Origin of the sequence: Phenylobacterium kunshanense, assembly GCF_003254525.1 — a bacterium.
GTDB lineage: Bacteria > Pseudomonadota > Alphaproteobacteria > Caulobacterales > Caulobacteraceae > Phenylobacterium > Phenylobacterium kunshanense.
In genome coordinates, this window is sequence record NZ_QFYS01000001.1 from 447572 (window position 1) to 461071 (window position 13500).

General features: G+C 67.3%; 16 protein-coding genes and 1 tRNA gene. 13 read left to right on the forward strand and 4 right to left on the reverse strand.

The window, feature by feature from the left end:
- Positions 1–2 precede the first annotated feature (2 nt).
- Positions 3–1568 carry a pilus assembly protein TadG-related protein gene (locus tag DJ019_RS02305; RefSeq protein ID WP_165843863.1) on the reverse strand — a complete coding sequence of 522 codons (1566 nt, stop codon included), beginning with the start codon at positions 1566–1568 and terminating at the stop codon, positions 3–5.
- Between the two features lie 137 nt (positions 1569–1705).
- Between DJ019_RS02305 and DJ019_RS02310 the strand changes: the two genes are divergently transcribed.
- Both DJ019_RS02310 and DJ019_RS02315 read left to right on the forward strand, forming a co-directional pair.
- On the forward strand, positions 1706–2212 hold the full coding sequence (locus DJ019_RS02310; protein WP_111274360.1) for a TadE/TadG family type IV pilus assembly protein: 507 nt from the start codon (positions 1706–1708) through the stop codon (positions 2210–2212).
- Positions 2209–2733 (forward strand): TadE/TadG family type IV pilus assembly protein, encoded by a 525-nt coding sequence (locus tag DJ019_RS02315; protein WP_111274361.1) that lies wholly within the window; start codon positions 2209–2211, stop codon positions 2731–2733. Before DJ019_RS02310 ends, DJ019_RS02315 begins: the two co-directional genes overlap by 4 nt.
- A gap of 12 nt (positions 2734–2745) precedes the next feature.
- Here DJ019_RS02315 and DJ019_RS20860 read toward each other — a convergent pair.
- A tRNA-Ser gene (locus DJ019_RS20860) sits at positions 2746–2832 on the reverse strand.
- Between the two features lie 129 nt (positions 2833–2961).
- Positions 2962–4125, reverse strand: coding sequence for a tyrosine-type recombinase/integrase (locus tag DJ019_RS02320; protein WP_111274362.1), 1164 nt, complete (start codon positions 4123–4125; stop codon positions 2962–2964).
- 826 nt (positions 4126–4951) lie between these two features.
- On the opposite strand from DJ019_RS02320, the gene DJ019_RS02325 reads away from it, so the two are divergent.
- The 5 genes from DJ019_RS02325 to DJ019_RS02350 all read left to right on the forward strand — a co-directional run bounded on the left by DJ019_RS02325 (position 4952) and on the right by DJ019_RS02350 (position 7850).
- Positions 4952–5161 carry a hypothetical protein gene (locus DJ019_RS02325; protein ID WP_111274363.1) on the forward strand — a complete coding sequence of 70 codons (210 nt, stop codon included), beginning with the start codon at positions 4952–4954 and terminating at the stop codon, positions 5159–5161.
- Between the two features lie 215 nt (positions 5162–5376).
- Positions 5377–6174: a hypothetical protein gene (locus DJ019_RS20735; protein WP_133255229.1), complete on the forward strand. Its 798-nt coding sequence runs from the start codon at positions 5377–5379 to the stop codon at positions 6172–6174.
- Positions 6171–6740 (forward strand): hypothetical protein, encoded by a 570-nt coding sequence (locus DJ019_RS02340; RefSeq protein ID WP_133255230.1) that lies wholly within the window; start codon positions 6171–6173, stop codon positions 6738–6740. The genes DJ019_RS20735 and DJ019_RS02340 overlap by 4 nt, the downstream gene beginning before the upstream one ends.
- A 109-nt stretch (positions 6741–6849) precedes the next feature.
- Positions 6850–7203 (forward strand): P27 family phage terminase small subunit, encoded by a 354-nt coding sequence (locus DJ019_RS02345; protein ID WP_205854067.1) that lies wholly within the window; start codon positions 6850–6852, stop codon positions 7201–7203.
- Complete coding sequence (locus DJ019_RS02350) at positions 7203–7850, forward strand: hypothetical protein (protein WP_111274367.1); 648 nt, start codon at positions 7203–7205, stop codon at positions 7848–7850. Before DJ019_RS02345 ends, DJ019_RS02350 begins: the two co-directional genes overlap by 1 nt.
- 57 nt (positions 7851–7907) lie before the next feature.
- Here the strand turns inward: DJ019_RS02350 and DJ019_RS20740 are convergent, their stop codons facing one another.
- Entirely contained in the window at positions 7908–8150 is a 243-nt protein-coding gene (locus DJ019_RS20740; RefSeq protein ID WP_133255231.1) for a hypothetical protein, read from the reverse strand.
- Positions 8151–8303: 153 nt separating this feature from the next.
- On the opposite strand from DJ019_RS20740, the gene DJ019_RS20865 reads away from it, so the two are divergent.
- The 6 genes from DJ019_RS20865 to DJ019_RS02380 all read left to right on the forward strand — a co-directional run bounded on the left by DJ019_RS20865 (position 8304) and on the right by DJ019_RS02380 (position 13457).
- A complete protein-coding gene (locus DJ019_RS20865; protein ID WP_165843865.1) occupies positions 8304–9047 on the forward strand; it encodes a hypothetical protein in 744 nt (247 codons plus the stop codon).
- An 85-nt stretch (positions 9048–9132) separates the two neighbouring features.
- Positions 9133–9759, forward strand: coding sequence for an HK97 family phage prohead protease (locus DJ019_RS20870; RefSeq protein WP_165843866.1), 627 nt, complete (start codon positions 9133–9135; stop codon positions 9757–9759).
- Complete coding sequence (locus DJ019_RS02365) at positions 9759–9965, forward strand: hypothetical protein (protein WP_111274370.1); 207 nt, start codon at positions 9759–9761, stop codon at positions 9963–9965. The genes DJ019_RS20870 and DJ019_RS02365 overlap by 1 nt, the downstream gene beginning before the upstream one ends.
- Entirely contained in the window at positions 9965–10252 is a 288-nt protein-coding gene (locus DJ019_RS02370; RefSeq protein WP_111274371.1) for a hypothetical protein, read from the forward strand. The genes DJ019_RS02365 and DJ019_RS02370 overlap by 1 nt, the downstream gene beginning before the upstream one ends.
- A complete protein-coding gene (locus tag DJ019_RS02375) occupies positions 10249–10491 on the forward strand; it encodes a hypothetical protein (protein WP_111274372.1) in 243 nt (80 codons plus the stop codon). Before DJ019_RS02370 ends, DJ019_RS02375 begins: the two co-directional genes overlap by 4 nt.
- 71 nt (positions 10492–10562) lie before the next feature.
- The gene (locus DJ019_RS02380; protein WP_165843867.1) at positions 10563–13457 is read left to right on the forward strand and encodes a putative Ig domain-containing protein; all 2895 of its coding nucleotides are present in this window, start codon (positions 10563–10565) and stop codon (positions 13455–13457) included.
- Positions 13458–13500 lie beyond the last annotated feature (43 nt).

A 13500-nucleotide genomic window follows, 5' to 3' on the forward strand; every position in this document is an offset into this window, starting at 1 on the left:
CGTCATTTGGACAGGTGCAGCGCCGCGATCTGGCCGGCGATGCTCTGGAAGACGTTCGTGAGGTCCGACGAGCTTCTCACGTCGTAGAAGTAGTCGTCCGCGGTCGCACAGGTCTTGAGCAACTGGCTGGAGCCGGAGTCGACCTCCACCCGCACCGTGTAGATGTCGATGCCCTTGGCCTTCATGTTCTCGCAGACCAGAGCCAGGCGCGAATCCAGCGCCGCCGTACGATCTTCCGAGGATGCGCCCTGCTGCAACGGCGCGCCGTTGGCCTTGAGCACGCGGCCCTGCCAGATGTAGCCGGTCCCCGCGTAGCTGCCGTCATTGGGCGTGTCGCGCTGGTCCATGGTGTTGTCGCCGTCGGTCATCAGCACGATGACCTTCTTGTGTCCCTTCTCGGTGTAAGCGGCGCCGTCCGCGAAGGGCGCGTGCGGGGCCACGATGTTCCAGCCCCAGGACATGCCGATCGGGATGTTGGTGTTCCCGGTCGCCGACAGCGCGTCGATGGCCGTCCGCAGCGAGTCGTAGTTCGTGGTCAAGCGCATCATCCGGGAAACGCCGCAGCCGCGGTTGGGGCCGAATGTCGTGGACATCGAACCCTTCCGGTTGCCGGTGTACTTGTTCACCATGCCCTGGCGGACGCGCCAGTTCGAGTTGCTGGTGTTGTCCGGCACGTAGTCGTTCTGATAGTCGCGGCCATAGCCCGACGTCTGGACGTCCGGCTCGTCCGGGGCGAAGTAGGGGGTGTAGAGCGTCGCGCCCGTGGTGGGCGGAGTATCCTGCACGTCGTAGGGCGCCTTGCGCATCTCGACGCAGCCCCTCCAGCTCGTGCCGAGCTGCGAGAACAGGTTGAAGCGGTTCGCGAACTGGGTGCCGGTCGAGGTCGTGAAGATCTCGTTGTTGATGGGCGAGGCCCCGCTCTGATCGATCCAGGTCGAGTAGCGGTAGGCCGACTCGTCGACACGCACCGCATTGGCGAAGGGAACGAGGCCGATCTTGATCGCGTCGGGCTCGACGGCCTTCTCCGACACCTCCTCCATGAAGGTGATGAACTGCTTCGCCGCCCGCTTCATGTCCGACAGCTTGCTGCCCTCGGTCATGGATCCGGTCGTATCGAGCACGAGGGCGATCTCGAGCTTCTGGTCCGCGCGGACAACCTCGGCCGAGGCGCTGACCCCCATCGCGCCTCCGGTGACGAGGCCGGCGACGAACGGCGTGACCTCGAGACGAGCTGACGCCACGACCTCCCCCTTCTCGCCGAAGGTGAAAGAGGTGCTCGTCAGCTCGAAGTCTGTGCTCAGCTCCCTGAGGTTCTGCTTGAGGTAGCGGTCACCCGCGACCTTCAATTCCTCGGGTGTGGTGGCGTTGGTTCGGGCGGCCGCCAGCGCAGCGGCGTCCAGCGCGTCCTGAAGTTGGGACCGCGCGCTTGAGACCCGCGCAAGGTCCATGGCGCCCAGACCTGCGACGCAAATCGGCCCCATGGCTAGCGCCGCCACGAGCGCCACGTTCCCACGGTCGTCGAGGGGGCGGACCAGACGCCGAAGTCCGGCGATACGCGACCTGCTCATGAGACCCATCCTGGCGAGATTGAAACTTCGCTCGATGGATAGGCCGGGACGGATAATCTCAGCTTATTCCAGGTAGTTAACTTACATTCACTCTAAATTCCCACGAGTTGTTTTCCCAGCCCTGCGACGGTGTCCCCATGTCGCGAAAGGCTGCTCTTTTCAGGATCGGGCGCGACGAGCGCGGTGCGACGGCGATCGAGTTCGCCTTCGTCGCCCCCGTCATGTTCTTCGCCCTGATGTCACTTCTCGAGATCGGCATGCTCGGCATGATGTCGAGCGGGCTGGACAATGCCGTCGTCGAAACGTCCCGGCTCTTGCGAACCGGACGCGACGAGGGCGCGACCTCGGCCGACGCTTTCGAGATCCAGATCTGTGAACGGATCGGGGGCAGATATGCCTCCTGTCGCGACCGCGTGACCGTTGGCGTGCAGCGGTTCACGCGCTTCAGCGATGCGAACGCGGTGGCGGCCGACCAGCCGGACGGCCAATTCAACAGGGGGCAGGCAGGCGACATCATCGTCGTGAAGGTCAACTACCGCTGGCCGCTCATGACCCCATTCCTGGCGACCGCCTATGGTCGGGAGGGCCCGATGGAGGTGACCCTCGGCTCGCGCGTCGCCTTCAAGAACGAGCCCTACGAATGATCCGCATCCTTCGCGAGGCCGCCACCGACCGCCGGGGGGCGGCGGCTATCGAGTTCGCCCTGATCTTCCCGATGATCTTCATGCTGAACATCGCGGCGGCAGAGGCGCTGCAGGTCTACCAGGCGCAGCGGGCGGTGGCCCACATCGCCGCGACCATGGCCGACATCACGGCCCAGGGCAGAACCGTGACCGACGCCGACCTGACCGACATCCTCTCGGCCTCGACGGTGATGATCCATCCGTTCCCGAGCGCCAGCCTGCAGCAGCGGGTGTCCAGCCTCGTCGCCAACGGGAGCGGCAGCGTCAGTTTGGACTGGACGGCGAAGCGGGACTACTCGGGGAGCGACACGCCCTCGGTGCCCAGCGGCTACCTGGCCGCCAACGAGAGCGCCATCGTCGCCGACGTGATCTACGACTACCGTCCCAGCTTCGGCTTCTTCCTGCCAGATACGATCCGGTTCGAGCGCCACGCCTACGCGCGCCCGCGTCTCTCGACCAAGGTCGAAAAGAGCGCCAACTGATCGAAAGGATGCTGGCGGACGGGGTGGGATTCGAACCCACGGTAGGCTTCCACCTACGGCGGTTTTCAAGACCGCGCAGGTGGTTTCCCTCACGTGCCCGCGCTTTCCGCTCGATCCCCCAACTCATTGACGCGGCGAGGAAATGTGCGCCCGTCCTCACCCTCGCGTTACCTCGCATTTCCTTAGTTTCCCGCGTCTCTTGTGGCCTCGCGGTGGCCTCATCGATCGTTACAGGTACTTTGCCAGCGCCTCTCCCGCGGCCACGTCGCGATCGTCCACTTTGTCCGCATAGAGGCGGAGAGTGATGACCGGCGTGGAGTGACCGAGCCGGGCCTGCGCAGTCTTCACGTCCGCGCCATCCGCAATCATCAACGTCGCCGCTGCATGTCGCCACCCGTGGACCGGCTGAACATCCTCGACCTTGGCCCGGCGCCGAAACTGGCGCAGCTTGAGCGTCAGCGCCATCGGTGGCATCGGCCCGCCTGCCAGACCCGGGAACAGGTACATGGGCTCCCGGCTGTACTCGGCGCCCCATGCCATCGCGGCTTCAAGCACGCGGGCCTTCTGCTGACGGAGAAGCGCGACGACCGGGGAGGGGATTGAGAGGGTCCGCATCGAGGTCTTTGACTTCGCAATCTCGCGCACGACCGGGCGCCCATTCACCTCTGTCACCGTTCGCCGCACGGTGATGATCCCGGCGTCGAGATCCACGGTGTCGAGAGCCAAGCCCAGCAGCTCGCTACGCCGCAAGCCAGTAGTCAGAAGCACCGCTTGAGCGCAGTAGCCTTCCGCATCACCCTGGGCGGCCTCCATAAGGCGGGCAATCTCGTCCTTAGTGTAACCCCGCGAAGGCTTGAACGGCACGGATGGGGGCGAGGCATCGGTCGCCGGGTTGGATCCGATCAGCCGCCACCGGCAGGCCTGGCGAAGCGCCGTGTGAAGGCACCTGTGAACGTGAAGGACCGACTGGCGAGACAGGGGGCGTGACGGCTTACCGTCGGCGCGGGGCTTCCCCCCTTCAGCCATGAGAACGGCGTAGAGCCGATCGAGGTCCAACGGCGCGAGCTTCTCAAGGGCCACGTGGCCTATGTGGTGGATCGCCATCTCAGCATGACGCCGATAGCCGGCCAGCGTCGTCGGGGCGTGATCCTGCCGCGCTTCCAGGTGGGCAAGCCAGCCTTTCAGGTACGAGGCGACCGTGTGCTTATTCGGGTCGCCGATTCCGCGGCCTTCGCGCTCCGCCTCCATCTTTCGAGCGTGGGCCTTCGCCTCGCGCTCCGTCGGGAAGTTGGCCTTGCGGTCGATTCTCTTGCCGCCCGGGCCCGTCTCCCGCCACCGGGCTTCCCAGCGGATCGAGCCCGCGCGCGTCGTGATCTTTCGGGTTGAAGCCATGGGGTGAAGTCCTGTTGTTGCCCGCGGCGGCGCGGCAGGAAGCCGAGCAGAACTCCGCCCGCGGATGGTTGATGTTGAACCAGGATGTGCAGTAGGCGCACCGGCGCATCGGCCGTGCTTGGCGCAGAGACGCCGCCGCCGCTGCGTAGAGATAAGCCTCCAGCGTTTTGGCCGTGACGATGGGCTCAAGGCCGCTGTGGTCGACGCCTAGGTCTTCGTCCCAGCCCTTCGGCAGGCGCGCGAGAAAGTCGCGAGAGCGCCCTTCGTCGCCCAGGAATGCACTCGGCTGAAAGTCATCACGAGGCTCCCAAGCCTGAGCGGCCTCGCGAAGACGGGAACTGATCTCTTGCCAGCCCAGCGTGAAGGTGGGGCGCCCTCTAGAGAGGCCCACGAGCTGGTCATTCGGACGGTCGGGCCTGTCTTGCGGCCGATCAAGAGGATCACCCCGGCGGCGAACAAAACTCAAAGCCCGGTCCAGATCCGAGGGGCGCAGCTCGGACAGATCACGCCACCAGCCTTCCGGGTGGCGCACTCGATAAGCCCGCCCCTTACCGGTGGCGCTGATGACGAACATCGGCGCTGACGCAGCCCCCGACGCATCGCGAAAGACCGCCCCCTCTGAGGAAAGCGTCGCGTCGGCGGCGGGCCAACTGCGGCCCTCGAAATACAACAGTTCTCTTGCTCGCATTTGCCGCTCGCTTGCCACTCCACCCCTTGCTTACTCCCCTCCCTTACATTCCGCAAGATACGTTCTTGTGCGCTAGCGCAAACCGTATCATCTCTAAGTCCCATTAGGTGATTTGAGCTGACTTGAGAGGAGGTTCGCGTGTCGGAAGTGACTTCAAAGCGCCGGAGCGGCGCGGGCTACAGCATCCCCGCGGCAGCGGCGGAAGTTGGCGCCAGCTACAAGACTTTCCTAGCGGCGGTGGATCGCGGCCACGTCCGCGTCGTCGAATTCGGCGGCCTGCGCCGCGTGCCTGCGGCCGAGGTGGCCCGACTGAAGGCGCTCTTCTCGGGCGCAGGCGAGGCAGCGTGACGCTATGGACGCCCGACCGCCCGCATTCGGTGTGATCCGCATTGCCTCGGCATCACGCCAGCCCTGGCTCGTCTTCAGGACCGAGCTCGGCGCCGACCCTGACGACGCGGTCATGCACGACGTCGCCCGATTTGATGACATCGGCGAGGCCCGGGCCCTAGCCCGGACGTTGCAGCAATACGCCGACGCCAACCGCCGACCAATCGGGAGGTAGTGTGAGTGTCGACGGCTTCACCGCGCGTCGCCTCGTGATCCTCGAGGCGATCCTACGAGACCCCGCTGTGTCGCCCTTCGCGGCGCGCGTCGCCGGTCTGTTACTTCTGCGCTACGCCAGTCGCGAGGTCTTTGCTTCTACCGGGCTGATCGAGGCCTGGCCGGCGCAAACCACGCTGGCGCGTGAGGCCGGAGGGAAGCCGGAGTCCGTTCGCCGGGCCCGGATCCAGCTCGCGGGGTACGTCACTGCGGAACTGCGTGACGGTCGCGGCAACACAACCCGGTACCGCTTTGACGGCCCGCTATCGCTCGGAAAGGGCCACGCAGGAGAGGGGGTTTCGGGCCACAAACCCCCACGCGAGAGGCTGCCTTTTGGCGCGCAAAACCCCCACCGTCCGGGAATGAAAACCCCCACCGTTGGGGATCGAAAACCCCCACCGGAAGGGGCGACAAACCCTATGAAGGAACCCATTGAAATAGAACCCTGTGAGTCACGCGCACGGCGCGCGCGCTCGCCCAGCAAGCCGCGCTCGTCATTGCCGGCGAATTTTCCCGACGCCGCCGCCCTCATGCGGATGCGTGACCGGTTCGAGGCTGAGGGCCTGCCAGTCGACCTGGCCGACGAGAGCGAGCGCTTTCGCGCCTACCACGAGGCCCGCGGAACGCTGTCTGCCTCGTGGCCGGCAAGCTGGACCACCTGGACCCTGAACGGCCTCCGCATGGCCCGCGAACGCCGCGCCGCGTCACCACAACCCGCATCGCCCATCGATTGGGCCCTCCAAGGGATCGCCAACAGATGAACGCCCTGACCACACGTGCACGAACTCCGGCGCCCGCCGGCCGCCGGGACGTCGGCCGAGCGCTGGAGGCACTCGACGCAAAGCACCTTGCCGCTGTGAGGGGCGAGCCCTGGACCGATCTGAGAGACCTGCTCAACCGGGCCGAGTTCGATAACGTCCGCCGCGAGGACCAACCGGCCGCGGCGAAGCAGCTCCTGGCCGACTTCCCCACGGTCGAGGCACTGGACGCCTACGAGGCGGAGATCCGGCGAGCCGCTCTGGCTCCTCCTGACAGGCAAGACGCCCGGGCGATGATCGGCCTAATGCTCGCGGCCTTCCCGAACGCCCGCCCGGTCGACCTGGGAGCCTACGCAGATAGCTTGCTGCACTACGTGGTGAGCGACGGGTACAGCCCGACCGTGCTGGCCGAGGCCTGCGGCCAGATCGTGAGGAAGTCGACCTTCGCGCCCAGCATCGCGGAGGTATTGGCCGCGTGCGAGCAAGCCCGTGCATCCCTGCAGAGCAGGCTCGGCATCGTTGCCATGGTGCGTCGCCACCGCGAGCGCGTGGAGCGGCGTGCGGCATGAGCGGGCAGGCTAGGTCCGCCCCCCCCGGGGGCGGGGGTCAAAATCGTGTCGCCGCCGACCGGCTCGGACCAGCGGGGGCGGCACAGATTTACGGAATTGAGGATTTGAGATGAACTTGAAGCACCTACGACTTGCCGCCGACCAGCCGGAACCGCCCGCTCACCTTGGGCCGGACGGCGCCTTGCTCTGGCGTGACGTGGCGCGAGAGTACGGGATCACGGACCCTGCGGGCCTCGCGCTTCTGGGAACTGCAGCGGAGTGCCTGGACCGCGTCCGGGCCGCTCAGGTGGCGATCCGGCAGCACGGCGAGTGCGTCACGGATCGATACGGTCAGGTGAAGATCAACCCGGCGTGTGGTTTGGAAAAGGATGCACGCGCTGGAATGCTGGCAGCATTGAAGGCGCTCCACCTCGACCTTGAGCCGCTGCGCGACCGACCCGGCCGCCCGTCTGGTGGCCGCTGATGCCGACGAACAGAACCTACCGTCGCCGCATCCATGCGCCGACCGTGACGCCGGCGCAGTGGGCGTTCCTCAACGATCAGCCGCTCGATCCTGAGGAGGGCCAGCGGCCCTTTGAACACTGGATGCTTGAGTGCGACTTCGGCCTCGGCTTCGGAGGCGAGGCGCGCGGCGGAGGATACACGCGCAACCTCTGGCAGACACTTGGCCAGAACGTCCTCGGCCGCTGGGTGGTGGAGCGGCCGGGCACGCGCCCTCGCTGCTGGTGGCGCTACGACGCGCCGGAGCCACGGCTTCGCGTGGGCGGGGTCGGGGACCCGATGGCGGCTCTGCCTTCCGTCGCGAGTGATCTGGAGCTGGGCGTTCCGAAGTCGTGGCTGACGCGCGAACTGGCCGCTTACTACGGCTCGCCGGCGCCGCAGGTAGGCGACCGCTACTTCGGCGCCCAAGGCCCGCGCGAAGCCAACTTCCGACCGCCGGCCTGGCAGCCGCTCGCGGTGACCGGCGTCGACCCTGACGACCCGCCGACGTTTGAATCGCAGGCTGCCTACCTGCAACGGCTCGACCTGTTCGCCGAAGGTGAGGCGGAACGGCTTGACGAGACGGCGTTCCTCCCTGAGCCGATCATGATCGGCGGAGGTGCGGCGTAGCCAATGCCCCCGGCCGCTCTCGCCCCAGCTACCGCGCTGATCGCTGAGGCTCGCCGCTCAGGCGATGGCCTGGCCGCGCGGCTGGCGGATGCGCTTGAGTGGGCCCAAGCCCAGCTCGCCGGCGCCACGGACGAGGACGCCGAGATGCTCGCGGCGGTCGCTGCCGTTCGGGGCGATCGCAGCACGTCGACGGCTCGGCTGATTGAACTGGCCGACGCGCTGGTGACGCTCCGCGCGGCTCTCATCGGTGCGGTGGGCGAGCCTCTTACCGCCCAACGCCTGGGGTGCCGGTTCCGCCACTTAGAGGGGCTGAGCCTCCGCGGGCGGCGCATCGTTCGGGAAGGGAGGGACAAGACGGGCGCGGTATGGGCGGTTCGCCCAAGGTGACGATGAGCCCCCCTGAGCGTCACCTTGCGTGTTGGCACGACGCAGAGGGGCGCCGACACTCGTGTCATGTCCACCCGAACGCCCCGCGTCGTGAAACTCCCCGCCGGCCACCTGGCGGACGTCGCGCGCGAGATCGGCGAGCGCGAACGCCGCATCGATGAGCTTCAGCGCAAGATCGACACCGCTCCCGCCGCCGAACTTATCGCCCGTGGCGATGCGTGGCTCGGCGCTATCCGCGACCTGCAGGCGACGCTCCCGGCTCTTTACGATCGCCAGGCCCGGCTCGAGGCCGGGATCGCCGATCCGCCCACGCCATCCCGGAAGGCCGCCACCAAGGCGGCGGTGCCAAGCGTTGTGCTCCCAAAGGCTTGGCCGCCGGCGCCGGTGAAGCTCGGGGATGGCCCTGAGATCGAAGCCGATGATCACCAGCGGCTCGCCGCCGCCGATGAGGCTATCCGAGCCGTGGTCGCGTCCTATGGGCGCAATGCTATGGCCGGCCTCTATCAGGGGATCGTCCTCGCGTTCGGACATGCGGCGACGGCCGCGGACGTTCTTGCCGAAGAAGTCCGCGCCCTCCGCCAGCGCGTCGCGGAATTGGAGGACAGGATCTCCGAGGCGCCGCTCAAGTGGTGCGGGTCGTACCAACGCGCTCTCGAATACGGTCCCGGCGCGGTCGTCACCCGCGGGGGTTCGATGTGGGTCGCCCTCCGCAGCGTGCCTCCGAACAATCTCCCGGGCGAGAGCAATCCCGAATTCTGGCAGCTCGCGGTCAAGCACGGCCGCGACGGAAAGGACGCGCCTCATGCGTAGGTTTGTCAGCGAGCTGATGCTTCGCGCAGTCGACGAAGATGAGCGCGTCATCGAGGGTATCGCGTCGACGCCGGCGCCTGATCGGATGGCCGATGTGGTCGAGCCGCTCGGCGCCCAGTTCAAGCTGCCCCTTCCGCTGCTCCTAGACCACAACCACAGCCAGGCGGTCGGCGCGGTCGAGTGGGCGAGTGCGAACAAGGACGGAATTCGGTTCCGGGCTCGCATTCCCAAGATCGAAGAGCCGGGAGACGCGCAGGCGCTCGTCGACAAGGCGTGGCACCTCACCAAGCATGGGCTGCGCCGCTCGGTCTCAATCGGCTTCCGGCCCCTAGAAACCACGCGCCTGGACACTGGTGGATACCGCTATGTGAAGTGGGACTGGTACGAACTCAGCCTCGTGAGCGTGCCTGCTCAGCCGGAGGCCGAAATCCTGGCCGTCCGGGCCGCGGAGAACGGCCGGCGCGCGCATGTCGCGAAGATCACGCCGGCGACGGCCGGCCACACGGTCAAGCTTGGCCCTGTCGAGCTGGCGCTGGGCCGGGAGCTCGCCGCGTCGCGGCAGCGGACGGCAGGCCAGCGCGGCCATGTCGCGCGCCTCCCGGCCAGGCTGTGCACCGCTGCGCAGCTCGCCGCCCAGGCCGAGAAGGACGCGCGAGACGCGGCCCACGCCCGCGCTCTTGCGGAACTCGAAGCCAGGAAATGGAGAAGCTGATGGCCGTCACCGCATCCGAGATCCGCGCCAAGGTCGCCGACGCCATGAACGGGGCTGATACCGGGCTCACAGCTCGGGCGCAGGCGTTCGCCCTTGCCGTCGCTGGCGGAATGTCCCCGGACGAAGCCGCCGCGGCCGTGGGGGCGGTCGTCCGCATGAAGCCGCGGGACGAGCGCCTCGACGGGCCCGCCATGGGGAACGCGTGATGCGGTTCGACGCCCGCGCCTTCCTGGCCGACCCTCACGCCGAACTTGATCGAGTGACCGCGGAGGCGGTGCGCGATGTCGAGCGCCAGGTTGACCCGGCGACCCTGACGCCCGCCCAGGTCAAGGCGGCAGCGGAGGTCAACCGCGCCCGTGCGGCCGAACTCCGCGAGGAACTGCGCCGCCACGCAATCCGACAGGCGCGTCGCCGCGGCCGGCTGCTGCCGGCGAGCTTTGGCGCGCCTTCGGCGGACCTGACCGCCATCACGCCTGAAGGAGGCGTCCAGTGACCTCATCTTCTGTGTTTCCGCCCGATCTTCTGGCCGACGTCCAGTTCGCACGCGTCCTTGCGGACCTTGAGGGTCGCCTCGAAGTCATCAACCGCGACTTTGACGCGGCCGAGGCCGCCACTGATCCGCAGGTGAGGGCTCGCATTCTTGCGCGAGCCTATGCGGCCACCGCCGCTGCTCACGCGGCTGCGGCTGTCGAGCCCCGCATCGCGATCGTCGACAGCGGGGGTCAGGCCTGATGGTCCGCCGCCTCAGCCTTGGCCTTGGCATCCTCCCTGCGGCCTCCCGGCCCGTTCCGACGTCGGCGCCCGTGAATTTGGTCGCCCCGTCGTTCCCGGCGCCGCTCACCCAGGGGCAAACGGTCGAGATCGCCCCGGGTTCGTGGGATGGACTCCCGAGCGGATCCTTCGAATACAAGCGGCAGCGCTGGAATGGCTCGAGCTGGGTGGATGTGGGCTCGTTCTCCAGCGATCCGAACGTCACGTTCGACGCTTCCGACGTCGCCGCAGGGGCCAACGGTGTCAGGCCGGTCGTTCGCGCCACCAACATCATCGGCCCCACCACGGCCAATGGGACCGCGGCGACCATCGCCGCGCCGCTTTCGATCAGCGGGACGCCTGGGGCGGCCACCGTCGGCGCGGCCTACAGCTTCACACCCTCCAGCGCCGGCGGCCACACGCCGAAGACCTACGCGCTCACCGGCACCTTGCCTGACGGCCTGTCCTTCAACACCTCGACGGGCGCGATCACCGGCACGCCGACCACCAGCGGCACCGCGAGCGGGCTCGACATCACGGTCACGGATGCGGATGGCCTTACGGCGAGCCTGGGCGCCTTCTCCATCGTGGTCAGCATCGGGTCCTCGTTCGCCGACATCGACAGCCTGACCATCGTCGGCGCCACGGCGCTGGACCCGGTGAACGTCGGCGGGACCGACTACGGCATCGACGGCCACGGCATCCTTGCCGAGGTGGTGACGGACGAGTTGACGGGAACCCCGCTGGGCTCCTCGTTCTCCGTCCGCGTGCGGAACCCCGGCTTCAAGAACGGGGTGGCGGCAGACCGAGACACCGTCTTCAAGGGCGTCGGCCTCCTGCCGAAACAGGCGACGAGCGCCACCTACGTCAACACCCCGCACACCGAGACGCCGTCCGCCGGCAAGCTCAAGTTCTGGGTGGTCCTGCACTACGACCCGGACGGCACCAACGCCCTGGCCGCCGATGGCGTGGACGTCTGCCGCTACGTCGATCAGATCTTCTCCGCCTCCGAGATCGTGTCGGTCACGGTTGAGGAGGGCTGGTACTCGACGGCGGGCGGCGGCGACGTCAGCTCTGGCGTGATCACGAACTCCTCGACGCTCGACATCGACACCCCGCCCATCGAGGTGAAGACGCTCAATCTGGAGCGCGACGTCAACGAGGGCTCGACCCGCACCTTCCGGGCCAAGGTCTCGCACCTGTACGGCCAGAGCGGGCGCATGTTCGACGTGGTCAAGGTGCGCGGGCGCGACGCCAGCAACAATTACACCGCCTACACGACGGTGAGCGCGACCACGGCCTATGATCCCGTGGGCGATGGCCTGACCTACACCGAGATCGTCGAGGCGACCTACTCGACCACGGGCCTGAATGACGGCGTGATGTGCCGGGACGAGTACCTGGCCTATCCGCTGATCGGCACCGCGCCGCTGGACAGCACGACGCTGGAGAGCGACCCGAAGGACACCCGCTATCCGCAGGAGTACCGCAACATCCGCTCGACGGCCTGGCAGCGGGTCTATGCCGTGGTGGAAAGCGGGGCGGCGGGGCCGGGCACGGCGAGCACGACGCTGGCGACGGCGGAGGCCGACCCGTTCCCCTCCTGGCACGCGGCCTATAACGCCATTCAGGCTGCGAACAACACCGCCAACGGGTCGAACACCTGCGACAGTGGGGTGATCTACGCCCGCAACACGACGGGCTCGCCGATCACGCTGGACAAGGCCGGGAACTTCACGGGGGTTGTCGGTTCCGCCTGCTGCGAGATCAAGCCGCACCCGAGCAACACCGCCGACCTGATATTCGGCATGGCGGCTGCGGCGCACACTTTCCCGACGCGCGTGATCTGGCGAAACATGAAGTGGGTGCGGACGGGGACGTCAGGCGCCTTCACACCGGGCCAATCGCAGGCCGGGAACGAGCTTACGGTGTTCCAGGCCGAGGGCTGCACGATCAACCACGACACCACGTCGGGCACGCTGCCGTGGTTCGATGACGACTGGGCGCGGGCGAACCTGATCGGCTACACCTACAGCTCCAACACCACCCCGGGGGCGGCGACTTCCGGGCTCGGGGCGGCTTCGACGAAGGCCTACTTCGCGCGCCTCGTCTGCGGTGTCCGCAACACGACAACCACTAGCCTTCGTGTCGTCGCCTACACGTTCCTTTGCGCCAAAGGCTCGTTCAACTTCTTCACGAAAGGCAGCGGCCAGCCGGATCGCCAAGGGATGCTCGTCGGATCGACGATGTTTTCGGCCTCTGGCTCTTCCTTGGCGCTGGCATCGGATGGGGCCACGGAGTTCCCGGTGGATGGGCGCGGCTTCCACTACGAGCAGAGCATCGCCGAATACTCGATCGACGACATCTTCTTCAACATCGCCGCATCGAGCACGAACGCGGCGGACAATGGCGTCATCACCTACTTCGGCCACCCGCAAAGCGCGACCGGTGGCAGCTCCACGCCGACCGCCACGACCAATGTCGCCTACTGCGACGTCAGCGGCCTCAAGGGCGTAAAGCGGCATATCCGCATGCAACTCTCGGGCGTCGCCCGCTACGCCATCAAGACGTGCTGGTTTGAGTACGTCGCGGAAGGCGCCGGCCGGGTCGCCAACTGGAAATCCTGGCTCAAGACCGGATGGGCGTTCAACGCGCTCATGTACGGTCGCGATCCTGGCTCGGAAGGCGTGGCAGGCAGCGGGGCGCAATCTGAGTGGGCGGGCTTCTGCGCCGGTCCCGGGGAAATCTTCGGCGACGGAGATCCGACCTACACGGACAACAACCAGGGCCTCACCGGCGGGGGTGGGGATTACACCCTGTCTGGCGCCAGCCAGCCGCTCGCGACCGTCCCCAGCGGCCACCAGAAATACACCTACGACCTCAAGGGCGACCTGCGCCGGACAGACGGCACCGGCTACGCCTGGCCTTACGAAGGGCCTGCATCATGACCCCCCTGCACCTTCCCCCCGGCGAGCACCGAGTCCAGAACCT